The 21,750-nt window shown below is 62.1% G+C and carries 28 protein-coding genes; 20 read left to right on the top strand and 8 right to left on the bottom strand.

Translation table 11 applies throughout. The annotated features are described in order from the left end of the window. Positions 1-15: 15 nt before the first annotated feature. Positions 16-783: a phosphatase PAP2 family protein gene (locus IV500_RS12480; protein ID WP_196397141.1), complete on the top strand. Its 768-nt coding sequence runs from the start codon at positions 16-18 to the stop codon at positions 781-783. Positions 784-850: 67 nt separating this feature from the next. Here the strand turns inward: IV500_RS12480 and IV500_RS12475 are convergent, their stop codons facing one another. Further along, a complete protein-coding gene (locus tag IV500_RS12475) occupies positions 851-1,387 on the bottom strand; it encodes a pyridoxamine 5'-phosphate oxidase family protein (RefSeq protein ID WP_196397140.1) in 537 nt (178 codons plus the stop codon). Between the two features lie 100 nt (positions 1,388-1,487). Between IV500_RS12475 and IV500_RS12470 the strand changes: the two genes are divergently transcribed. Further along, positions 1,488-2,078, top strand: coding sequence for a MarR family winged helix-turn-helix transcriptional regulator (locus IV500_RS12470; protein ID WP_196397139.1), 591 nt, complete (start codon positions 1,488-1,490; stop codon positions 2,076-2,078). Then, positions 2,075-2,383, top strand: coding sequence for a hypothetical protein (locus tag IV500_RS12465; protein ID WP_196397138.1), 309 nt, complete (start codon positions 2,075-2,077; stop codon positions 2,381-2,383). Before IV500_RS12470 ends, IV500_RS12465 begins: the two co-directional genes overlap by 4 nt. A gap of 59 nt (positions 2,384-2,442) precedes the next feature. On the opposite strand, the gene idi is transcribed toward IV500_RS12465, so the two are convergent. Genes idi through IV500_RS12450 form a run of 3 tightly spaced genes read right to left on the bottom strand, consistent with a single transcriptional unit; the run spans position 2,443 to position 5,475 of the window. Further along, the gene (gene idi / locus IV500_RS12460; protein ID WP_196397137.1) at positions 2,443-2,991 is read right to left on the bottom strand and encodes an isopentenyl-diphosphate Delta-isomerase; all 549 of its coding nucleotides are present in this window, start codon (positions 2,989-2,991) and stop codon (positions 2,443-2,445) included. Continuing rightward, the gene (locus tag IV500_RS12455; protein ID WP_312875914.1) at positions 2,988-4,649 is read right to left on the bottom strand and encodes a DHA2 family efflux MFS transporter permease subunit; all 1,662 of its coding nucleotides are present in this window, start codon (positions 4,647-4,649) and stop codon (positions 2,988-2,990) included. Before IV500_RS12455 ends, idi begins: the two co-directional genes overlap by 4 nt. Continuing rightward, complete coding sequence (locus IV500_RS12450) at positions 4,621-5,475, bottom strand: TspO-related membrane protein (RefSeq protein ID WP_196397136.1); 855 nt, start codon at positions 5,473-5,475, stop codon at positions 4,621-4,623. Before IV500_RS12450 ends, IV500_RS12455 begins: the two co-directional genes overlap by 29 nt. Positions 5,476-5,560: 85 nt before the next feature. Here IV500_RS12450 and IV500_RS12445 point away from each other — a divergent pair, with 85 nt between their 5' ends. Genes IV500_RS12445 through IV500_RS12415 form a run of 7 tightly spaced genes read left to right on the top strand, consistent with a single transcriptional unit; the run spans position 5,561 to position 11,405 of the window. Beyond that, the gene (locus IV500_RS12445) at positions 5,561-6,049 is read left to right on the top strand and encodes a MarR family winged helix-turn-helix transcriptional regulator (protein WP_196397135.1); all 489 of its coding nucleotides are present in this window, start codon (positions 5,561-5,563) and stop codon (positions 6,047-6,049) included. Positions 6,050-6,055: 6 nt separating this feature from the next. Next, positions 6,056-7,192: a polyprenyl synthetase family protein gene (locus tag IV500_RS12440; RefSeq protein ID WP_196397134.1), complete on the top strand. Its 1,137-nt coding sequence runs from the start codon at positions 6,056-6,058 to the stop codon at positions 7,190-7,192. A 6-nt stretch (positions 7,193-7,198) separates the two neighbouring features. Further along, positions 7,199-8,092, top strand: a complete 894-nt coding sequence (locus IV500_RS12435) for a phytoene/squalene synthase family protein (RefSeq protein ID WP_196397133.1) — start codon at positions 7,199-7,201, stop codon at positions 8,090-8,092. Beyond that, positions 8,089-9,744, top strand: coding sequence for a phytoene desaturase family protein (gene crtI, locus IV500_RS12430; protein ID WP_196397132.1), 1,656 nt, complete (start codon positions 8,089-8,091; stop codon positions 9,742-9,744). Before IV500_RS12435 ends, crtI begins: the two co-directional genes overlap by 4 nt. After that, positions 9,744-10,121: a lycopene cyclase domain-containing protein gene (locus IV500_RS12425; protein ID WP_196397131.1), complete on the top strand. Its 378-nt coding sequence runs from the start codon at positions 9,744-9,746 to the stop codon at positions 10,119-10,121. The genes crtI and IV500_RS12425 overlap by 1 nt, the downstream gene beginning before the upstream one ends. Continuing rightward, on the top strand, positions 10,118-10,531 hold the full coding sequence (locus tag IV500_RS21950; protein WP_196397130.1) for a lycopene cyclase domain-containing protein: 414 nt from the start codon (positions 10,118-10,120) through the stop codon (positions 10,529-10,531). Before IV500_RS12425 ends, IV500_RS21950 begins: the two co-directional genes overlap by 4 nt. Further along, complete coding sequence (locus IV500_RS12415) at positions 10,524-11,405, top strand: prenyltransferase (protein WP_196397129.1); 882 nt, start codon at positions 10,524-10,526, stop codon at positions 11,403-11,405. The genes IV500_RS21950 and IV500_RS12415 overlap by 8 nt, the downstream gene beginning before the upstream one ends. On the opposite strand, the gene IV500_RS12410 is transcribed toward IV500_RS12415, so the two are convergent. Beyond that, positions 11,371-12,150, bottom strand: coding sequence for a glycosyltransferase family 2 protein (locus tag IV500_RS12410; RefSeq protein WP_196397128.1), 780 nt, complete (start codon positions 12,148-12,150; stop codon positions 11,371-11,373). The two genes, IV500_RS12415 and IV500_RS12410, sit on opposite strands and share 35 nt — an antisense overlap. Before the next feature lie 309 nt (positions 12,151-12,459). Between IV500_RS12410 and IV500_RS12405 the strand changes: the two genes are divergently transcribed. The 3 genes from IV500_RS12405 to IV500_RS12395 all read left to right on the top strand — a co-directional run bounded on the left by IV500_RS12405 (position 12,460) and on the right by IV500_RS12395 (position 13,586). Next, the gene (locus tag IV500_RS12405) at positions 12,460-12,684 is read left to right on the top strand and encodes a hypothetical protein (RefSeq protein ID WP_196397127.1); all 225 of its coding nucleotides are present in this window, start codon (positions 12,460-12,462) and stop codon (positions 12,682-12,684) included. A gap of 132 nt (positions 12,685-12,816) precedes the next feature. Further along, positions 12,817-13,215: a Rossmann-fold NAD(P)-binding domain-containing protein gene (locus IV500_RS12400; RefSeq protein ID WP_196397126.1), complete on the top strand. Its 399-nt coding sequence runs from the start codon at positions 12,817-12,819 to the stop codon at positions 13,213-13,215. A 92-nt stretch (positions 13,216-13,307) separates the two neighbouring features. After that, entirely contained in the window at positions 13,308-13,586 is a 279-nt protein-coding gene (locus IV500_RS12395) for a hypothetical protein (RefSeq protein ID WP_196397125.1), read from the top strand. Between the two features lie 95 nt (positions 13,587-13,681). Here IV500_RS12395 and IV500_RS12390 read toward each other — a convergent pair whose 3' ends face one another. After that, the gene (locus tag IV500_RS12390; protein ID WP_196397124.1) at positions 13,682-13,945 is read right to left on the bottom strand and encodes a hypothetical protein; all 264 of its coding nucleotides are present in this window, start codon (positions 13,943-13,945) and stop codon (positions 13,682-13,684) included. Positions 13,946-14,376: 431 nt separating this feature from the next. Between IV500_RS12390 and IV500_RS12385 the strand changes: the two genes are divergently transcribed. From IV500_RS12385 to IV500_RS12355, 7 genes are all read left to right on the top strand, one after another. Continuing rightward, positions 14,377-15,045 (top strand): response regulator transcription factor, encoded by a 669-nt coding sequence (locus IV500_RS12385; RefSeq protein WP_196397123.1) that lies wholly within the window; start codon positions 14,377-14,379, stop codon positions 15,043-15,045. Further along, a complete protein-coding gene (locus tag IV500_RS12380) occupies positions 15,042-16,265 on the top strand; it encodes a sensor histidine kinase (RefSeq protein WP_196397122.1) in 1,224 nt (407 codons plus the stop codon). Before IV500_RS12385 ends, IV500_RS12380 begins: the two co-directional genes overlap by 4 nt. Before the next feature lie 91 nt (positions 16,266-16,356). Next, entirely contained in the window at positions 16,357-16,620 is a 264-nt protein-coding gene (locus tag IV500_RS12375; protein ID WP_196397121.1) for a hypothetical protein, read from the top strand. A 1-nt stretch (position 16,621) separates the two neighbouring features. Beyond that, a complete protein-coding gene (locus tag IV500_RS12370; protein WP_230854897.1) occupies positions 16,622-17,575 on the top strand; it encodes an FAD:protein FMN transferase in 954 nt (317 codons plus the stop codon). Further along, the gene (locus IV500_RS12365; protein WP_196397119.1) at positions 17,568-18,125 is read left to right on the top strand and encodes a ferric reductase-like transmembrane domain-containing protein; all 558 of its coding nucleotides are present in this window, start codon (positions 17,568-17,570) and stop codon (positions 18,123-18,125) included. Before IV500_RS12370 ends, IV500_RS12365 begins: the two co-directional genes overlap by 8 nt. Beyond that, positions 18,122-19,375, top strand: coding sequence for an NADH-ubiquinone oxidoreductase-F iron-sulfur binding region domain-containing protein (locus IV500_RS12360; protein WP_230854896.1), 1,254 nt, complete (start codon positions 18,122-18,124; stop codon positions 19,373-19,375). The genes IV500_RS12365 and IV500_RS12360 overlap by 4 nt, the downstream gene beginning before the upstream one ends. Then, on the top strand, positions 19,372-19,614 hold the full coding sequence (locus tag IV500_RS12355) for a ferredoxin (RefSeq protein WP_196397118.1): 243 nt from the start codon (positions 19,372-19,374) through the stop codon (positions 19,612-19,614). Before IV500_RS12360 ends, IV500_RS12355 begins: the two co-directional genes overlap by 4 nt. A 52-nt stretch (positions 19,615-19,666) precedes the next feature. On the opposite strand, the gene IV500_RS12350 is transcribed toward IV500_RS12355, so the two are convergent. Both IV500_RS12350 and IV500_RS12345 read right to left on the bottom strand, forming a co-directional pair. Beyond that, positions 19,667-20,620, bottom strand: a complete 954-nt coding sequence (locus IV500_RS12350) for a hypothetical protein (RefSeq protein ID WP_230854895.1) — start codon at positions 20,618-20,620, stop codon at positions 19,667-19,669. Then, positions 20,613-21,329: a cytochrome b N-terminal domain-containing protein gene (locus IV500_RS12345; protein ID WP_196397117.1), complete on the bottom strand. Its 717-nt coding sequence runs from the start codon at positions 21,327-21,329 to the stop codon at positions 20,613-20,615. The genes IV500_RS12350 and IV500_RS12345 overlap by 8 nt, the downstream gene beginning before the upstream one ends. Positions 21,330-21,750: the final 421 nt, after the last annotated feature.

Here is a 21,750-nt window from a genome sequence, read left to right as displayed (position 1 = left end):
CGCCGGAGGACACCAATGAACGAACCCTTGGAGCAAGGCCGTGCCGCACGGACGCCCGGGCAACCTGGCACAACGCCAGCGAGCAGGCCGGCGCCGCTGCTGCCGCTGGGTTCCTGGTTCTTGGCTCCGATTGGCGTAGTGCTCTTTGCCCTGACGCTGACCATCGGGCTGATAGCGAAATCCTATGGCCCCTTCAGCCCGGACCTGGCGCTGGATGTCGAGCTGAGCGAAGGGCGCGACCCATTCCTGAATGCCATTGGACTGGGCATCAATTACGGTATCGGCCCAATTGGCGCCGCTGTCATTTTTTTCCTGATCTGTTTCTGGGTGTGGTGGCGGCTCCGTGCGCCGTTGCGGGCGCTGGCCTTCGGATCGATCACCGCCGTGGGGTGGCTGAGCGCGGAGATCGGCAAATACACCGTCGCCCGGCTACGGCCACCCTCATCCGCCACGCACGCGCTCATCATCGAAACCGGTCATAACAGCTTCCCCAGCGGTCACACAGCCTTCGCGGCATCCCTGGCATGGGCGGTAATCCTTGTTCTTGCCCGGCCGGGCGTCCAGCGCAGGCTGGCCGTCGTCGTAGGCGCACTGTTCACGGCCGTGGTGGCTTTCTCCCGAATTTATCTTGGCGTGCACTACCCGACGGACGTCCTTGGCGGGGTGCTGATCAGTTCCGCCGGAATTTTTATCTGGCTCGCGCTGTGGAGCAATCTGATCGAGCCACGGCTACGGGGCGTCCAAGCCCTCAACCCGGTACCTCATTCGGCGCCAACGGTATGAACCCCGCTGCCGGTGGCCGGTGCCAACTTCCAGGGAAGCGGCATCGACCGTGCAGGGAGCAGCCACTTTAGAGCTCGGTCGTGTGACTTTCGCCGGCATCAATGCGCTGGCCGGTGAGGCGCGATTTCACCCAGCTGAGAACGGCTGCGACCGGACCGCCGGGAGTGTCCCAGTATTGGGCGGACTCGGACTCCACGCGGATGAGGACTAATCCGGGTGTGCCGGGTCCTTGGGGGAACCAGGCCTCAACTATGGGGTTCCACAACTGCTCTGCTTTAGCCCGGTCTTCGATCACCTCGGCCCGTCCGGCAACGGATACCCATTCGCTTCGATTACCAAAGCTGACATTTACCTCCTTCCGGGCACGCACGTGGGTTACCTGCGAGGTGTCTTTGTCGGTGAAAAACCACAGGTCACCGTCGTCGCGCACTTCCTGAGCAACCAGTGGACGGCTGACGAGGCCGCCGTTTTCGTTCGTCGTGGTGAACATGCCTATTTTGGTGTCATTGATGATGTCAACAACTTTTTGCACGTCCTCCTTCTGCTGACCGTTTTTCTGCTCGTTGTTCCCGTGGCCGCCGGCCTTTTCGTTCGTCTCTGTCATGACTGCCTTCTCGATAGTGATGCCTGCAGGTAGCAAGCCTGCTGATAAGTAAATACTCAAACTACTTACTTTTCAAGCTTCTGATCGGTACACTCTTTAGATGGCGGACTTGGATGTGGCGGAAACGCATGAGGAGCCAGATGCAGAAACCTCCGCATCGATTCTTCTGCGCAGAATCCTCACCGTCAACCACGAAGTGGAGAAGCATCTCGGCCGCCACCTAGAGGTGAACAACACCGATTTGGAAGCCCTGCAGCATCTGATGCAGCAGGGGCCATTGAGCCCCACCGAGCTGGCCCGTCTGTTGATGATCAGCACGGCGGCAGCCACGGCAGTAGTGGACCGGTTAGTGAATATGGGTCATGTGGCACGCCGTCAGCATCCCCATGACAGACGCCGTCTGCTCGTCGTCCCCACCAAAGAATCGGTGGACCGGGCACGGAGCCGGCTCAGGCCTATCATGACTGGCACCGACGCGCTGCTGGAGAGTTACAGTCCGCAGCAGCAGAGCGCCATCCTTGATTTCCTGTCGAGAACGACGGTCATCCTGACCACGTGGCTTGCCGTCGAACGGGACGGTGGCGCCACGGGCTCAGAAGGCGACGACACTGCGCACGACCGTAGCGAAATAGTAAGTTTGTCGGTACAGCACGGGACTAACCCGGCTGGGATAAGGGAGCGGTTATTGTGACGGACAAAAATACGAACGACGGCGCCATGAACAACGGCCATCAAGAGCGGGATCGGGACGACCGCAACGGGGAAGACAAGCAGGCACGAGGTTCCCGCGGCGGCGATGAGGTTCTGGCACCGGGGGAAGTGACGAAGGACGCGAAGGGGCTTGGCGCCGTCTTCGGGGACGCAGACCGGACGAATACGGATGACCCGGTCAAAACCCCGGGGGGCGCGGATGCGCAGGCCATCAAAGAGATGAATGAAAATTTCACCGTCTATGAACACGAGGGCGAAAGGTATGTGGAAGAAAACCCCAAGTAGGCTCCCCGCGGAAGCCGGACGGGATGGTTGTTTGCGGACCAGCCTATGCAGCCGCGAATCTACGCACCGGCGGGAAAATATAGTCCTTGTTCAAGCTGGCAAACGAGCCACGGGCTGAAGGCGAAAGGCGCCCCGGCCACGCTTTGCGATAACTTCGCAGGCTCCAGCCATGCCCATTCGCTGACTTCGCCGGGGTGGGGATTGAGCTCTTCCTGCGGATCCCCCGGATAATCGGCCCGATAAACCGGACAGATCTCGTTTTCGACGATGCCGGAAGCGTCAACGGCCCGGTACCGGAAATCCGGCAGTACGACGGCGGGCGTGGATATTGTCATTCGAAGTTCCTCGCGGGCCCGGCGACGGATGGCATCTTCCATGGATTCCCCGGGAGCGGGGTGCCCGCAGAAGGAGTTTGTCCACACTCCGGGCCACGTTGCTTTGGTCAGCGCCCTGCGGGTGACCAAGGTTCGTCCATATTTGTCGAAAACATGGCAGGAAAACGCCAGGTGGAGTGGTGTCGTGCTGGTATGGACGGTCCGCTTGTCCGCCACGCCGATGTCATTGCCCTGGTCATCCATCAGCCGGACCAGTTCGATACTTTGATTCATGCCTTGTCCTGCCCTTCTGCTTCGCTTCCCACCATAGCCGGAACACTGTCGGCTCCCGCGGCGGGCAGCCGGCGCGGGCCTCCGAGCGACAGGGTCGCCGCCAGGCCTGCAATCAAGAACCCAGCGGCGGCAAAGGCCGAATATTTTGTTCCATTGGAAAAGGCTTCCTTTGCTGCCGCCGCCGCGGCGCCGGTACCCGGTTGGGCCTGGAGGCCGGCGATGGCGGCCCCGGAAGATTCCACTACTGCGGTGACAAGCTGTCCACGACCTGCGTCGGTCATCTGTGTGTCCCGCAGTGAATTATCCAGCTGTACTGATGCCGTCGTGAATAAGATGGTGCCCAGAACCGCGATCCCCAACGCGGAGCCGATCTGCCGCGCCGTGCTTTGCGTCCCCGACGCTTGCCCGCTCTTGGCCGGTGGGACGTCCTTGAGCACCACACCCGTAAGTTGCGCTGTGGCCAGACCTACTCCGAAACCGTAAACGAAGAGAAAGGGAATGAGGATGCCCCAGCCCGTACTGGTACCTATCACCACTCCCAAGCCAAATATTCCTGCGATTTCCGCGACGATTCCGACCCGGACAATGACTACGGGTTCGACCTTGTTTCCGAAGGCGCCGGCAAAACCGCTGGCCAGAAACGATCCTGCTGCGAGCGCCACCAAAATCAGGCCGGTCTGCAGTGCCGAGTAGCCCAGGACATTCTGCAGCCAGATGGGGAGGGATAAAACGATGCCGAACTCGCCAAGGCTGACAATCATCGCCGCAATATTGCCGTTGCGGAAGGATCGGATACTGAACAGGCTGAAATCGAGCATGCTGCCCGCGCCGCGCCGGCTCCTTGCCCGGCCCCAGAAAATGAAACCAATCCCGGCAACCAGCATCAGGGCGAACGCAAAAGGAACGGGGGAGAGGTCGATCGACCATGTCCAGCGGCCGATCTCCATCGGCTTCTGTACCGTCCACCAGCCGTAATTACGGCCCTCAATTAACCCGAAGACCAGCGTGGCACTGACCACCACCGATAAGGCAGCACCCACCCAGTCAACCCGGCTGGCACCAGGATCCTTGGATTCGGTGACGGTGAAAAGCGCCCCGACTGTGATCAGGATTCCCAGCGGGATATTGATACCAAAGGCCCAGCGCCAGGAATATGCAGTGGTCAGCCAGCCGCCCAACAGGGGGCCCACGGCGGTCATACCACCGATGGTTGAGCCCCACACGGCAAATGCCATGGCGCGTTCTTTTCCTTGAAATGTTGCATTGATGATCGACAAGGTAGTGGGGAGCACCATGGCTCCGCCGATCCCCTGAATGACGCGGGAGCCGATCAGCAGGTCACCGCTGGGGCTGAACGCAGCGAGCAGCGAAGACAGCGCAAAGACGGCAACGCCTAATACCAGTAAGCGACGCCTGCCAAATCGATCGGCCAGGTTTCCAAAGACCAGCAGCAGGGCCGCAAAGACCAAAGTGTAGGACTCCTGCACCCACTGGACTTGGGTCGATGTGACGGATAGATCCTTCACTATCGAGGGAATCGCTACATTGACGATAGTGGAATCGACGATTATCAGCGCTACCGCAAGGCTGACAAAACCAGGGCAAACCATCGTGTGCGCGATGATGTGCTCATGACGCCGGACTGCTGTCAGCTGCAAGGCTCCGGACCTGCGTTCGCTTACTGCCTCGTATCCGCAGGACAACCGTTACGACGGCTACGCAGATACCGGCAATTATCGCCGCACCTGCTGCTGTGGCCGAGGGGAGCTCACCGGTGAGCCTGGACACTGCAACCCAGGCAAACCCCCAGATCAGCGTCGCTGCGGGGGCCAACCGGCCCTTACCTCCCACCGCCAGCCCAACCCCAATGAGCGCGGCAACGGCCAGCACGAACACTGCCCACCATCTTGGGTCTATGCCTGCCCCGGAAAAACCGGAGCTGACCAGGAGAGCACTGACATTGGCTGCTGCAGCTATACAAACCCAACCTAAGTACAGCCCCAGTGTGCCGTCACAGACTGCGGCCTCAAGCCATGATTGGGGTCGAGTTTGCACACATACGGCAAAAATCCAGGCCAGTACGGCGACCAGCAGGAAGATCACAGCCACGCTCAGGGCGAGCTGGCCCGCCTGGATGGAAAAGATCCATGCCGCGTTCAGCAGCGTAGATGCAGCAATGGGATAGCCAAGTCGTTTTTGCCGGTCCCCGAGCGCGCGTCCAGGCAGGATCTGCCAGCAGGCATAGGCAAACAAACCGGCGTAGATAATGCTCCAAACTCCGAAAGCCGGAACGGCCGGGGCGATCAGAGTGGCATCGGCACCTAATGCTCCGCCGGCGGCTTGTGCTATTGGAGTTCCGCCGAGCGCGCCGGAGCCGACGAAGGACCCCACAATGGCGAGTACGGTACTGAACATGACCACGGCTTTCCTTATCTGGTCCGCTGTTCTGCCGCCCTTGACTGTGGTTGTTGTAGTGGATGCCATCGGGTCAACCTCCTATTACTAAGCAACAATATTACTAGAATTATGTACTATCAAGAGTTGTAGGATTTTATGTTAGATTTGCTCTATGACTGATACTGGGCAAGGCGCACAAGCCCGGACGCGCGGGCCGGAAGCGTCGCGGCTGATGCGCAGGATTCTTGTTCTCAACCACGAGGTCGAGAAGCAGCTCGGCCGCGAACTGACTGTCAATTCCACAGACCTGGACGTAATGCAGCACTTAATGCAGAGCGGACCCCTAAGCCCGAGCACTCTGGCGCAGCTTTTGGGAATCAGCACGGCGGCAGTCACTGTCGCAATTGACCGGCTGGTCAAGCGCGGACATGTGTCCCGGCAGCCGCATCCAACAGACAGGCGGCGCCTGCTGGTGGTGCCGGCTCCGGATTCGACCCGACGGGCAATGGCTAACTTGTTGCCCATGATCAGAGAGGTTGATGCCCTGATAACCGCATATACGCAGGATGAGCAGAGCGCTATCACTGACTACCTCGCTAAAACAGTTGACATATTGGAACGCAAGGTTGCCCCTTCCGCCTCGACAGCAGAAAACAGGTGATGTCCCATGCTCATCCCCGATGTGAAGCTCCACGATCCCGGCGTTGTTACCCCACGCACATCTGAGCACCCGAATGCCGCAGCCGCCCAGAGCACCCGGCAGTTGGAAAATTATCTGCAGCACGTTGAAGTGGCTCTGCGTGATTTCTTTGCTTCGTCCAAGCTGCGCGGGCAGGCGTTGACTCCCCGCTTTGCACGGCTCTGGGAATCGCTTGAGGCTACAACGGACGGTGGAAAGAGGTTCCGCCCGCGGCTGGTCTTCACCGCCGGCCAGGGCCTGGGCGGTGTAGACCTGCCAACGGCCGCAGCGGTCGGAGCCGCATTCGAACTCCTGCATACAGCCCTGATTGTGCACGACGACGTCATCGACAGGGATTTTGTCCGTCGTGGCCGGCCCAACTTGGCTGGGCAATACCTGGCGCAGGCCCTGGATGCCGGACTGCCAGTGACCGAGGCGGAGCATCGGGCCATGTCGATCGGCATTGTTGCCGGAGATGTCGCTCTGGTCAATGCGTATCGTCTGATCGACCATGCCGTTTCCGGGCCAGTCCGGGACCGTCTGCTGGAAATCATGGACGAAGCGGTCCTCGCCTCTGCTGCCGGCGAGTTGCTGGACATTGAATTCTCGGTATGCTCTGCAGCACTCATGGTCGAGGACATCGTAGAGATGGACAGGCTGAAGACGGCCGTCTATTCCTTTGAGGCCCCATTGAAGGCCGGTGCGGTCCTGGCCGGTGCCAGCGAGCAGACGATTGCCGCCATCGGGCAGGCAGGACGAAGCATGGGGATCGCGTATCAGATTATCGATGACCTGCTGGGTGTCTTCGGCGATGAGGCCGGAACAGGCAAGAGCACGCTCGGAGACGTCCGGGAGGGGAAAAGAACCGTGCTGACTAATCATGCCAGCAGGGCGCCGCAGTGGTCCGCCATAGCGGCCCACCTTGGCAATCCGGACCTAACCCGGGAAGATGCGCAGGAAGTCCGTTCCCTGCTGATTCTCTCCGGCTCCCGTGACTACGCACAACGGCTGGCCGGGAGCTTCGGCGACCAGGCGCTTTCCAGGCTTGCGCGTGCGGACATCCCGGAGCCGCTGCGCCGCGAACTTGAACAGATCGTATCTTCCGTTCTCACCAGATCGAGGTAGCGCAGGATGGTCACCGCCAGCTCTGAATTTTATGACCAGGTCGCCGCCGCCGCCGCAAGCGTCGTTATTAAGCGGTATTCGACGTCATTCGGATTCGCGTCGCGGCTGCTGGGGAAACCCATTCGTCAGCACGTGGAAAATGTTTATGCCCTGGTCCGCATTGCCGATGAAGTGGTAGACGGTGCGGCCGCGTCAACCGAAGGAGGCGTGGCTGCAATTGGGCGGCAACTGGATGTCCTTGAAGCCGAGTGTATGCAGGCCATGGCCTGCGGCTACAGTACCAACCTGGTGGTGCATGCCTTTGCATCAACGGCAAGAGCGGCAGGCTTCGGCGCGGAGCTGACGAGTCCGTTTTTTCGCTCGATGCGGGCAGACCTGGCCCCCGTCCCGCTTACTGAGGAGACGTTCAAGGACTATGTATACGGCTCGGCTGAGGTAGTCGGTCTGATGTGCCTGCGGGTCTTTTTAATCGGACAACCCGCTGCGGAACAGCAATATGCTGCCTTGGCCGACGGCGCGCGCCGGCTTGGCGCGGCTTTTCAAAAGATCAACTTCCTGCGCGACCTCACGGCCGACTTCCACGAACTTAAACGCAGCTATTTTCCCGGAATCGATCCGACACGGCTCACTGACAGCGAAAAGGACACACTTCTGGACAACATCGACGCCGATCTGGCCGCCAGCGCAGCAGCAATATCCGCTCTGCCCGCCAACAGCATCCGTGCGGTCAGGCTGGCTCATGCACTGTTCACCGAGTTGTCCGTGCGCTCCCGCCGCACTCCTGCCCAGATGTTACTGCGCAACAGGCTGCGTGTTCCGGATCGGGTGAAACTGCGTATTGCAGCGTCCGTTGTCCTTGGTGCACCGTTCGGACGACCGCCCGTCAAGGTCAGCGCATGAAGCGCTCAGCGGCAAAGCAGAACAAAAAGAAGGAGCCTGGCGCACCCGGCCGCGTTGTCGTGATCGGCGGCGGGATTTCCGGACTGGCGACGGCGGCGCTCCTGGCCCGAAGCGGTCATGACGTTACGCTGCTTGAACAGCAGGACGCGGTCGGCGGACGCGCTGGCCGTTGGGAAGAACAGGGCTTCGTCTTCGATACTGGTCCCTCGTGGTACCTCATGCCGGAGGTCTTCGAACACTTTTTTTCGCTGCTCGGCACAACGGCCGGCGAGCAGCTTCGGCTCGTCAAGCTGGACCCGGCCTATCGGGTTATTTTTGAAGGCAACCCCATTCCTGTGGACCTGCCCGCGGGACGCGGGAACGTCGTCGACCTTTTTGAGAGCCTGGAGCAGGGCGCCGGCCAAAAGCTGGACAAGTACCTCAGGTCGGCACAGCAAACCTACACGCTGGCGCTGCGGCATTTTCTCTACACATCGTTTCAGTCGTTCCGGACCTTTTTTCGTCCAGAGGTACTGCTTCGATTGCCCAAGCTTGTTAGATTGCTGCTCCAGCCTTTGGACAGTTTCGCGGCGCGTTACGTCCGGGACCCGCGGCTGCGGCAGATTCTTGGCTACCCCGCTGTCTTCTTGGGGGCGTCGCCCTCCACTGCCCCGAGCATGTTCCACCTGATGAGTCACTTGGACATCACCGACGGCGTTCTCTATCCGATGGGCGGGCTGTATGAGGTGATCAGTTCCATTGAGCGGCTGGCATACACCGAGGGAGTGCGCCTACACACCGCTGCCAAGGCCACGCGGATACTGACTTCCGCTTCGGCCCGCACCCGACGCCCAGCGCGCGTCAGCGGGGTCCGTTACACCGCAGCCGACGGGCAGAGCCATGATCTGCCGGCGGACATTGTGGTGGGCGCCGCGGATCTGCATCATGTGGAAACGCAGCTGCTGCCCGAGCATCTGCAGACCTTTCCCCAGCGGTATTGGGACCGCCGGACCTCCGGCCCCGGAGCCCTCCTGATCTGCCTGGGCGTGGAGGGCCAGCTCCCGCAGCTGCAGCACCACACCCTGCTGTTCAGCAACGATTGGGATGAGAATTTTAACCGCATTTTCGGTCCTGCTCCCTCAATCCCGGATCCGCCTTCACTGTATATCTGCAAACCCAGCGCAACGGATGCCTCCGTGAGTCCGGCCGGCAGTGAAAACCTCTTCGTTCTGGTTCCGATCCCGGCCGACATTTCATTTGGCCACGGTGGTTTAGCCGGGGGAGGGGACAACCGTGTTGAAGAGCTTGCGGACGCAGTCATTGCACAGATTTCGGCGTGGGCCGGCATCGAGGACCTCGCAGCCCGCATCCGTGTCCGGCGGACCTTCGGGCCCGGAGATTTTGCTGCTGACCTGAATTCCTGGCGGGGAGGTGCGCTCGGACCCGCACACGTGCTGCGGCAAAGCGCATTCTTCCGCTCCGGAAACGTCAGCAAAAAAATTGACGGACTGATTTACGCCGGCAGTTCCACCATTCCGGGGATTGGCCTGCCGATGTGTCTAATCAGTGCAGAAATCGCACTGAAGCGGCTCAATGGCGACATGTCCAGTGGACCGCTGCCGGAGCCGCTGGCGCCGGATGCCCGCCGGCGCGGCAGTATCGGAACCCATTGATGGGCCTGGTCTACCTGGGCGGTCTATTGCTCTCGCTTGCGGCAATGCTGGCACTGGATTGGCGCCTGCGGCTTTTCCTGTTCCGCAGCCCGTGCCGCGCCGCGCTGGTGCTGGCCTGCGGTCTCCTATTCTTCCTGATATGGGATGTTGCAGGAATACGGCTGGGTATCTTCTACCGCGCCGAGACCGCCATCATGACGGGTATCCTGTTGGCACCGGACCTTCCCTTGGAGGAAGCGTTCTTCCTGACATTTCTGTGCTATCTGACCATGGTGCTGTTTACAACTTCGCTTCGATGGGCAGAATCGGGAACCTTTTGGCCACCGGCGCGGTCCTCGGCCGGTACCGGGAACAGACCGAAGGAGGACCTCTCATGACGTACTGGGCCCTGAATGTTATATTTCTGCTGGCCGCCGGTGCCGTGGCACTGGGTATCGGTCTGTTTCTGCGGAACTTGCGGCCGCGCAGCGGTGTGCAGCATACCGGGCCGCGGGACAGCGCGCTGCAGGACAGTGAACCGCGGCGCAGAACAGGGAAAATGTGCATGGCCGCGGCGGCAGTGTCCGCCGCGGTGCTGCTGCTTCTCACAGCGGTTTTTGACAACGTCATGATTTCCGCCGGCCTCTTTGGCTACGGCGCCGATAAGATTTCCGGGCCCATGATCGGGCGGATGCCGCTGGAAGATTTCGCTTACCCGTTGGGGGCGGTGCTGTTGCTGCCGGCTCTGTGGCTGTTGTTCAACCGAGGGAGCAGCACAGCTGCTGACCGAGAGGAAGCACATGACTGAGCAGCGGACTGCCCCTGATCGGTTCCGGACGCTGGTTGTTTCCTCCCGGCCGGTTTCCTGGGTCAATACGGCCTATCCTTTCGGCGCCGCCTACCTGCTGGCCACGGGCAGGCTGGACCTGACCGCCGTCGTCGGCATTGTGTACTTCCTGATTCCCTATAACCTGGCCATGTACGGCATCAACGACGTCTTTGATTATGAGTCCGATCTGCGTAATCCACGCAAGGGCGGTATCGAAGGCGCCGTACTGGGACGCGGCATGCACCGCACCACCTTGGCGGCAGCGGCCATCACCAATGTGCCCTTCCTGATCTACCTTTTTGCAGTCGGCAATCCGCTCTCCGCGGTGGTCCTCGTCATCAGCGTCTTTGCCGTCCTGGCCTACAGCGCGCCACGGCTGCGTTTCAAAGAGCGCCCCTTCCTGGACTCAGTCACTTCCAGCACCCACTTTGTCAGTCCGGCCGTGTTTGGACTGACCCTCGCAGATGCCAACTGGACCCCGCAACTGTGGTGCCTGCTCGGTGCTTTCTTTCTCTGGGGCGTAGCCAGCCACGCCTTTGGCGCCGTCCAGGACATCAGCGCGGACAAAGAAGCGTTCATCAGCTCCATCGCAACGGTGCTGGGCGGCAAGGCAACGGTGCGGCTCGCGGCGTCCACCTATATCCTTGCTGGTCTGCTGATGCTTGGCACCACATGGCCTGGTCCGCTTGCCGGCATCCTGGCCCTTCCTTACGCAGCCAATGCCGCACGATACTGGTTCATCAGCGAAGCAACCGCCGAGTCCGCGAACGGTGGCTGGAAGAGCTTCTTATGGATCAACTTCGGCACTGGATTTCTCGTCACATTGCTGCTGATTTGGTACTCGTTGGTGTGACCCGGCGCTTCCAGCGCTGCCAAGGAGGTTCTGCCGTCCAGTGAGTTTGCAGGGTGTGGAAGGCGCGCCGAAAACGCCTGCGGATCTGGGACCGGCCGGACAGCGCGCGGGCCGACATACCGACTCTTAGTCCGCGGATGTAGCGGATGCGGTAGTCCAGGCCCAAGTGCAGGCTCAGGCAGATGTCATCGTGCATTTCCGGGTCGCTCCGGTGAACCACCGAGGCGCCCGCCGTCCAGCAGGAGCGCCGGATGGCCAGGTTTGAGCCAAACAGCGGAAAGTGCGCCATCGCAGCACCCACAGCCAGAAAGTAGGAGCTCATGTAGAGGCGGGATAAAAGAAATCCCTGCAGGCGGGGCAGACCGTAAAAGGAACCGGGGCCGGTAAGGGCACCAAGGCCGGGATTCTGAAGAAACTCCGTACCAATCCGTTGAAGCCAATCCGCCGGCAGCAGGCAATCGGCATCACAGCGGGCAATGATTTCTCCGACGGCTGCGTCGTAGCCGGCCGCTGCTGCTGCTGGTATTCCGGGCATCATTTCAGTAATCAGCCGTACACCGTGCCGACGAGCCACGTCCGCGCTTTCGTCGTCGCTGTTATTGTCCACCACAATGATCTCCAGCGGCAGATGCGTCTGCCTGCCAAGGGACGCCAGGCACTTTTCCAGCAATTCAGCGTCGTTCCGGCACGGAATGACCACTGAGATGGACGGGTGACCAGGCAATATATCCTCTCGTGCCGTCATCAGTTCAGACTACCTTTCCCAGGCCCAGCGAACGTACATCCTGACGCCGTCGTCAGTGGTACGCAGGCGCCGTGCAACTGGCAACGGACCGTGACGGCGCCAAAGACCAGGACCGTGGCGTGCGCTGCGGCCGGGGCAACGTCCCGCTCCCTGGCTTCTGAACCAGGCCTTCGCGCTCCAAGCTGCAGCTGTACCGGTCCTCAGGGGCAGAAGATCCTGACGTTGCCTGACGTATTGAGGGACGCTGACCGTAGGGGGCTCACGCACCGGAGTAATCGGGAGCACGCCGCGCGTCGAGGGTGAGCGCGGATGACGGCCGCCTTGTCCGGCTCATATTTCCAGAGCGGGAGCACGCGGGACTTCGATTTTGTCATTGGTGCCGACGGCCTGCACGCCAGGGTGAGGAAGCTCGCATTCGGAGCGGATCAGTCTTTCGAGAGATTCCTCGCCATGGTCGTGGCCGCGTTCGAAGTGGACCAATATCCCCGGCCCGACGAGCTCGTGGCGTTCATGTACGCCGGCGTAGGCTTCTAAGCGATCAGACTTGCCTCTCGTGACAACGCCACACTTTTCCTTTTCACCCTTCGACATGACGGTGAGGTACCGGCAGACCGCAAAGGACAGGAGAGCCTGCTGCGGGCGAAGCTCAGCGACAAAGGGCGGGAAGTGCCCGACATGCTGGATCTGATGGCTCCGGCCAGAAACTTCTATTTCGACGCAGTGAGCCAGATTCGTATGCCTTCGTGGACGAAGGGGCGGGTTGCGTTGGTGGCCGATGCCAATGGTGGAGGCCTACACCGCACAACGGAGCTGACGACAATCGGTGACCACCGCACGGCCTTCGTCCGCTACCAGGACGGGCTGGCCCGGTTGCTGCACTCCAAACAGGACGCGGCAGTCGGTTTGGGTCTGGCATTCGAGCCGAAGAACAGACTTGAACTTATTGCACAAAATACAGAGATGCGCTTAATGGGACTTCCCAAGGTAGCCGACATCGTGGTGGAAAAAAACTTTCACGAGGCCGGTGAGCTCCCGCCGTTTCCCACAACGGACTCGGTCAGCTGAACGAATGGTAAGGCCACGATCCGCGAAACTACCGCCTCAGCAGCAGCCATCGATTCTGCCGGGCCGCGCTGTAGCACTACTACCTGCAGCTGGTGCGGACCCTCGGTGCTTCGCCGAAGCGGGCGGCATTCCAGACCGCACAAGGCGACCTTGAGCACGCATCACTGCCATGGATCGAACAGACCCTCGCCGCCAGCAAACGCGTGGGCGCAGTGCGCGAGGATCTGCCAACCACCCTGCTGATCGCCGTCTTGCTGGGAATGGGCGAGGCGATGGATCTCTGGCTCATGTCACAGCCACCCAACGACGGCACACTGCCGGAATTGATCAGCGCTCTCCTTAGCCTGATCCGGGGAGCGGTCAGCGCGTGAGGCGCGGGATCGATTCAGTGACCTTGGGGAGAACCCGATTCGCCACCGGCGAGAATCAGGCCCGGTCGCCTGGCCGCAGGCAGGCAGCGCCCTGGTTACGTGGCCATGTCGGGGCTGACGGGCACGAGTCCAATGTCATTTCGTCGATGGATATTCCGGGCCCTCCGATCAAAACCCTTGGCATCGAGGTTGTTCCCACGTCGGTAGGCCGCCAGAGCCTGGTCGTAAAGTTCATTGATCCTGGCTCCGGAGAATTGGCGCTGGGTGCCGTCGATGAAGGTGACGGCAATGGACATTTTATTGGGGAAGTGCCGGCTCATATGGATGAAGCCGTCCGAGTCCTGCAGGAGGTGGAGCACGCGGTTGCCGCCTTTTCATGGAGAACTTTAAGTGTCCCTCATGTGGGTGCAGGATTCGGATACCTGCGATGGCCGCCGAAGGAGCGGGACGCCCGCGCATTACGACGCCGGCCGCACAGTGGCCGCCCGTTGCGGAGCGATAGACAGCAGTGGAAATGGCCGTCACCGGCCGGTGGTCGGGATGACAGTCGTGCTAATGGTCACGATACCGGCGCGGGCAGCCGGCGAAGGGCTCATACTCCGCTACTTCGCCGGCTTGGCCGATCTGGCATGCCGCGGGCTCCCTGCCCTATGGACAGTGACGGTGCAGAGGATTTTCCTTGGCGCATCTGGAACGGGACCTACCCCCTAGGCTAGGCGGCTATTTTTAGAGGATTCCTTGCCGCATCGGACAAACCGTGCGGTGGCCAGTGACGCCTATACTTCAGTTCATGGCGGACGAACGTAGTGTGCTGGTGGTCGAGGATGACGCCGGGCTTGCTTCCATGCTGCAGGAACTTCTTGAAAGCGAGAGGTATTTCGTGACAGTGGTGCACGATGGCCAGCGTGCCCTGCATGCGGGGTTGAGCCGGCGTTTCGACGTTCTGCTGCTGGACCGTGGGCTGCCGGGGCTCGATGGACTGGATGTTCTAGGCCGGCTGCGTGCCAAGGGTGTCACCACGCCGGCGCTGATCCTGTCGGCACTGAGCAACCCTTCGGACCGGGTCGAGGGACTGGACCGGGGTGCCGAGGATTATCTGGGCAAACCGTTTGACATCGACGAGCTGCTGGCCCGGCTGAGGTCCCTGCTGCGCCGGCATGCTGCAGTCTCGGACGCGGTGCGAGTGCCCGGTGGACTGCTGGAGGGCACGAGCCGCACCGTCACCCTGGACGGTGGTGGCGTCGTTGTGCTTTCCGAACGGGAAAACGAATTACTGCTGCATCTGGCGCGCCGGCCGCGGCAGATTTTCACCCGCGATGCCCTCATTGGCAGTGTCTTTACCGAGGCCGACGACGAAGGCGTTGTTGATACCTATGTGCACTACCTGCGTAAAAAGTTGGGCAGACCCGTTGTTATGACGGTGCGGGGCGTGGGTTACCGTCTGGGGCCCATAGCTTGACCCCCCGGGACGCCTCTGAGCTTCGGCGCGCCGTGCGTCGGCTCGCCGTGCAACTCACGACCATGATCGTCGTTCTTTTCGTCCTGGTCGGCACTCTCGTCTACTCAATTGTGGCGGCCGGTGTTCAGGAGTCAGCCACCAGGTCGTTGGCAGATGCAATGCATATCGACTCACCCTCCGATGCGCCATTGGGGGTCTTCGTAGCAATCAGCACGGGAGGGAACGTGCTGCGCTCGCGGGAGGAGCCGGCTGGGTTGCCCGACATCGCGGCGATCCAGCGGGTGGCCCAGACGCAGCAGGAGGAGCAGGAAAACGTCACGAACGGTGGCAGGTCTTACACGATTTTGACCACCTACCGGGACGGCAGGGTCATCCAGGCAGCCGTTGACCGTCATGAAGGCCAGGAAGAGCTCACCCGGTTGCTGCTGGCCATGACTATCGCCGCTGTCGTCTCGGCTGTGCTGGCTGCGGGCCTCTCCGTCCTGATGGCCCGTCGGGCGATGCGGCCTATGGCTGAGAGCCTGGCATTGCAGCGCCGGTTCGTCGCGGACGCCAGCCATGAATTACGGACCCCGCTGACGCTGATCAGCACCCGCGCCCAGCTTTTGCACCGAAAGTTGAACGGGGACGAGACCAAGCCGTGCCAGAATGACGTGACGGCCGCGGTGGCCAAGCTGGTCGAGGACTCAAGGAGGCTCACCGGGATCCTGGATGACCTGCTCCTTTCGGCGGATCCACGCGAGACGGTGACCTACACCGTGGTGAACCTTGTCAGCCTGGCCCGGCAGGCAGTGTCCCAGGCCGGGCCGGAAGCCCAACAACGAACCATCCGGCTCACGCGTTCCGGTTCCGCCGAAACGGTCAGTGTCCGCGGCTCGGATGTGGCATTGCAGCGCGTCTTCACCGCGTTGCTCGCCAACGCCCTTGACCACGCCGAAACCAGCGTTGAGGTTGCGGTGGCCCGGCAGGGGGGCGATGCCGTCATCCGTGTCATCGACGACGGGCCCGGCTTTGACTCCGAAACCTCCGCACGGCTGTTCGAGCGTTTTGCATCGGCCAGGCCCGTCGCGAGTGACCCAGGCATGGCGCGCCACTACGGACTCGGACTGGCCCTGGTCGCGGAGATTGTTGCACGGCACAACGGCACGATCGCGGTGGAACGCGCTGCGGGGGGAGGGGGCGCCAGCGTCAACGTGACGTTGCCGCTGGCCGAACAATGAAGCCAGCGCCCAGCGCCGTCTAAGAAAGCGCAAAGAAACTGCGCGCATGATGAATGTAGACAGTTCGTCGTTTCGAGGACAGGAGAGGACCATGGACACACAAATCAGCGGCAGGCAGTGGGCCGCTCGCATCACCACGGCAGTCACGGCCGGAAGCTTGGCCACAGCCGGCATCGCCGCGGTGGCGGTTGATATGGCCACACCGAGCCACGCGGCCGCGACGACCTCCGTCACCAGCCAGGACGGCGGGTCGTCGCAGAATCCGTCCGGGGGCCAGGGCGCCGGCGATTCCGTCGGCAGCGCGGTTGAGCCCGGCACAGGCCGGACCGTCCATGGCCGCTCCTCGGGGTCCTGAGATGACAGGGGGCGCTGCGTGGACGGTATGGGGGTTAGACGCATCCATCGCCGTCACCGATTCCTCCCTCACCGGCAAGGCAAGCAGCCTGGTCCGTGCCGTGCTTGCTGACGTCGATGCCGCTTGCAGCCGGTTCCGCGCGGATTCCGAATTGGCCCGGATCCAGCCGGATCTCTCTGCCGGGGCCCAAATCAGCCCCTGGTTGGCAGTGCTGGTCGCGGGCGCACTTGACGCGGCACGTTGGAGCGGCGGTGACGTGGACCCGACTCTCGGCAATGAGCTCGACGCCCTCGGCTACGATCGCGACATCGCCGTGGTGCGGCTCCGGCCATCCGGCCCAGACACGCCGGGTGCTCAGCCGGCGCCCCGCGGGACCGGATGGTCCCGGGTGCACCTCGAAGACGACGTCCTGACGGTGCCTGACGGCCTTCGACTGGATCTGGGGGCAAGCGCCAAGGCTGTCGCGGCCGACCATGCCGCGGCCCTCGTATCTGCCGAACTGGGATGTGGGGTGTTGGTCTGCCTGGGCGGCGACATTGCCACGGCGGGCCCGGCACCGGAGGGCGGCTGGCAGGTCCTCGTCCAGGACCTCCCCGATGACCCCGCGCAGCAGGTCACCGTGGCTGCTGGTTATGCCATGGCCACCTCGAGTACCCAAAAACGCCGTTGGCAGCACGCGGGCCGATCCGTCCACCATATTCTTGACCCCCGCTTCGGGCTCCCTGCCGAACCCGTCTGGCGGTCCGTCACGGTGGCGGAGGCCTCCTGTCTGCGGGCCAATGCGTCCAGCACCGCCGGCGTGGTCCGTGGCTTCGCTGCCGTGGACTGGTTCCAGCGCAGCGGCGTTGCGGCACGCCTTGTCGACCAGCAGGGAAGGGTTGTCACCACCGGCGGCTGGCCCAGGGAAGAATTCCGGGGGACCATGGCCCAGGCGGGAGCGCAATTCCTTGGATAATGCGCTATGGGCCTTTGGCCGGGTGAGTGGCATCATTTCCCTCGTTTTGTTCACGGGTACCGTCCTCGTGGGGGTCTTGGCCCGTTCCGGCAGGCCGCTGCTGGTCGTTCCCCGGTTCTCGGTCACCCTGATCCATCGCAATATTGCCTTGCTGGCCACGGCGTTTCTTGTCCTCCACGTCGGCTCCCTGATGCTGGACTCCTACGCGAAACTGAACGTGACCGACGTCGTCGTGCCGTTCTTGGGACCGTTCAGGCCGTTCTGGCAGGGACTAGGCACCGTGGCTTTTGACCTGGTGCTGGCTGTCGTTGTCACTAGTCTCCTTCGGCACCGCATCGGACCGCGGACCTTTCGAGCGGTGCACTGGTTCACCTACGCGATGTGGCCGATCGCACTGGCCCATGCGATCGGCAACGGTACGAACGGAACCAGCAGGTGGTTCCTTCTGCTGGCCGCCGGTTCCGCGGCAGTCGTCGTTGGTGCGCTCGCGTGGCGTGTCTCGGCCAACTTTTTGGAAACCGCCAAAACCCGCCAAGGAGGCCTGCTATGACACCCGTGACCGCCGAAATGCCCAAGGTCGTGGATCGCCAGGGCCCCTCCGGGACGCACCGCCTGTTTGCCGCCGGAAACGATGCCGGGCTTGCCGAGCATGTCCAAACTTTTGGCGCGTTGCCCTTGCACGGCGTCGACGCGCGCCTCATCGACGTTGTGGAAGCCTCCGGGTTGACCGGACGCGGAGGGGCGGCTTTCGCCTCATGGCGAAAGATCGCCGCCACGGTGGATGCCCGTTCCGGAGCGCCCCTTGAACGCAAGCCGGTGGTGATCGCCAATGGTGCCGAGGGTGAGCCGCTGAGTTTCAAAGACAAGGCGCTGCTGGCCCACGCCCCCCACCTGGTGATCGACGGATTGCTCACGGCAGCGCGGGCAGTCTCCGGCGGCCAATTGTTCATCTACGCGACAGACGCCGGCCTTCCCGCCGTGGAGCGGGCCTTGGCGCAACGCCATGACTCCCGCAGTATCCGCCTGGTGGCAGCTCCCGAAACGTTCATCTCCGGCGAGGCCAGTGCCGTTGTGAACGGCATTGCCAACGGCCCCGCGCTGCCGACGGACCACCGGAGACGGCTCAGCGAATCGGGGTTTAAGGGCCGTCCCACGTTGGTGTTGAACGTGGAAACGCTCGCCCACATGGCACTGATCGCCCGCTACGGCTCCGCTTGGTTCCGCACTGAGGGGTCGGACAGGGATCCCGGCACCAGGCTGGTTTCCGTCTCGGGGCCGGCCGGCGATCGTCTTCTTGAAGTGGCCGGTGATGCGGGCCTGGGCGATGTGCTCTCCAGCGCCGATATTGATACTTCGAGCATCCAGGCCGTTTTGGTCGGCGGGTATCACGGGCGCTGGGTCCGGCCGATGGGCTACCGGTTGTCCCCCACGGGGCCGGCTAGCCATACGGTCAGGCCAGGTGCCGGCGTGGTCCATGCACTCCCGGACTCAGTGTGCGGTTTAGAGACCACGGCACAGATTGTCGGGTATCTGGCCAACGAGTCGGCCAAGCAGTGTGGCCCATGTATGTATGGCCTTCCCGCCATGGCGCGCGTCTTGAACTCGCTTGCCTACGGCGGCCGCGATCCGCAGCTGGTTCGCGAATTGGGAAGGCTCAGCCGAATGGTCACGGGCCGCGGTGCGTGCCACCATCCGGATGGCGCAGCACAACTGGTGGGCAGCGCTCTTGAGGCGTTTTCCGCGGAGGTAGCTGCGCACCTGGCCGGGACGTGTACGAAGAGAATGGGCCGACGGTCATGAGCGAGACACTGCACATTGACTGGACCAGATGCGATGGGCGCGGGCTGTGCACCGAGCTCCTGCCCACTTTGTTGGACCGCGACGACTGGGGATACCCGCTCGCGAAACGGGCAACCAACGGCGACCGCAGCAACGTGGCCGTCCGTCCCGCCCACTCCGAAGCGGCACGGGAGGCCGTTTATCTGTGCCCAAAGATGGCTCTCAGCCTCGCCAATCAAGTCGCTGGCTTCGGGCAGTAGGCGTGTACTGGACGGCCGAAACATCGCGGCTGCTTCCTGGCACTCCCGCTGGTCACCGGTTCCGGTAGTAGTCCTTCCAGATCAATCGGTAAACGGGTATTTTCCGTGGCACCGATCGCAAGCCGGGGATGAACGGGAGCAGGGTCAGCAACAGGGAGAGTCCCACCATGACGGCGACGACAAGGATGTCCGCGTTGGGGGAGGAGTTGAACGGCGGGATCTGGTAGGACAACGAGAAGAGCCACAGCCAGGATTGGCCCGGGGTGTTGCCTGTTTCGTTCATCACGCCCCATTGATCGCCGGTCAGGTGCGCCGCGTCGGCCAGGCCGGCAAAGTAAGTGCCGTCGCCCAGGAACAGGATCGTGGGCGTGTAGTTCAGGTTGTAGGGCTGGCCGCCGCTCTGCAGGACGCCGTCGAGGTTTCCGCTTCCAGCCATGGTCAGCAACGCGCCAGTCAGGGCCGGGACAGGCCCGTAGTCGCCGGGCGCCACTTGGGCCGGGTCGCCATTGGTGACGGCCGCCAGGGCGGTCGCGTAGTCGGTAGTCCATTTTGTCTGCTCTTGGGCGGTGGCGGCGCTCCAGATGGCCAGTGCCGGTGGTGGGGTGGGCAGCGTTTTAAGCGGAGTGAGAACGAAGTCGTTGGCGGTGTCAATGGGGATGCGCACTCCGGATAGGGCCTGCAGGTCGATGAACCCGAGTTTCTGGGTGGCATCGGGCGTCGCGCTGTAGGGCTGGCCATAGGCGGCCGTGTCGCTGGTTCCGCCGAGTTCTGCTGTTGCCGTCGCGATAAAGTCCGACGGCGCCACGGTCGCCCATGATTTCAGCGTCACCCCCGGATCGTCAGGCGAACTGAAGACGGCCGAAAGTCCCACCACGAGCAGACCGACGACGACCACACCAATGACGAGCTCCTTGAACAGGTCGTAGTCCCTCACACGTCCGCGCCAGGGCCTGCCGGCGATATTGTCGCCTCTGCGCCACGACATCGGCGACGGGGCCTTACTCATGGTTGATTCGCCCCCGGGCTAGTTTCGGCGGGGTGGTCTCGCGGAGCTGTGTGTCGGTCTCGGCTGCGTCCAGCGGCGGGACCACCCCGTGCGCGCGGACGAGCAGCACACGCAACGCGACGACAGCGCCAACGGCCAGCGGGAGTAAGGCGATGTGCCACATGAAGATTTGCCCCACGTTGGCGACGTTGAACCACGCCCCGACCCCGACGGCGTTCAAGGCGTCCTTGGCCTGGAAGGCAATCCATTGGGAATCAAAATTCGTCTGCAAAAGATAGCCGGTGAACGCCGTGACAACGGAGACGAGAAATGACACCATGCCGGTGATCCAGGTGAGAATCCGGCCGCCACGCCATGCGGCCATCCAGAATTTGATCCAGAGGTGGACGACGAGGAACATGAAGAACAGTTCAACGCTCCACAGGTGCATGCTGTTGACGAAGTGGCCAAAAGAGGACACGTGATACCACTGGGGTCCGTTGAGGGCGAGCACGAAACCTGAGGCGATCACGAAGACGAGCCCGGCAACGGCGCCCATCCCTAACACGTACGCCCAGGATGCGACGTAGCTTGGCTGGTCCTCCGGCAGCAATTTGTCCGGCGGGAGGTGGTTGAGGAACCAGCCGCGCGATTTTCCCGTCCAAGTGTGAGCGCTTGTCCCGGCTACGTCTGGGTCCGTGGCTGGGGTCGGCTCTTTGACTGTGCTCATTTTCGGCTCTTTCCACCGGGAAACGGCAGTACTAAAGCCAAGATGAAAAGGACGAGCATCACGACGATGACGATCAAGTTACCCAACTGGATGGATACGGCGCCCCAGCTAAGGTAAATTCCTTGACTGATCGCAGGTGAAGCAGCGCTGAGCAAGCCACGCATGTGATTCTCCGGTCTGGCTAGTGCCCAGGACTCCTGACATGAGATGGTCGGCTGTGTGGCTATGCCCTGCGTTCTCGGGGTTTCGTTGCCTGGGCGAGTGTTAATTTTGCCCTTTTTGTTATATAATTGAGTAGAGGAAATAATCGGTTGTTGAAGGGGTGGGATGATGGGTGTGATGACTGCCCAGGCACCCCTTCCGGTAACTGTTGAGGCCGGTGCCGTGCCGGTTGGTGCGGCGGCGTCGCTGCTGGAGGATG

Source organism: Arthrobacter terrae (genome assembly GCF_015708085.1).
Taxonomy (GTDB): Bacteria; Actinomycetota; Actinomycetes; order Actinomycetales; family Micrococcaceae; genus Arthrobacter_M; species Arthrobacter_M terrae.
This window is presented reverse-complemented; position numbering and strand designations above follow the sequence as displayed.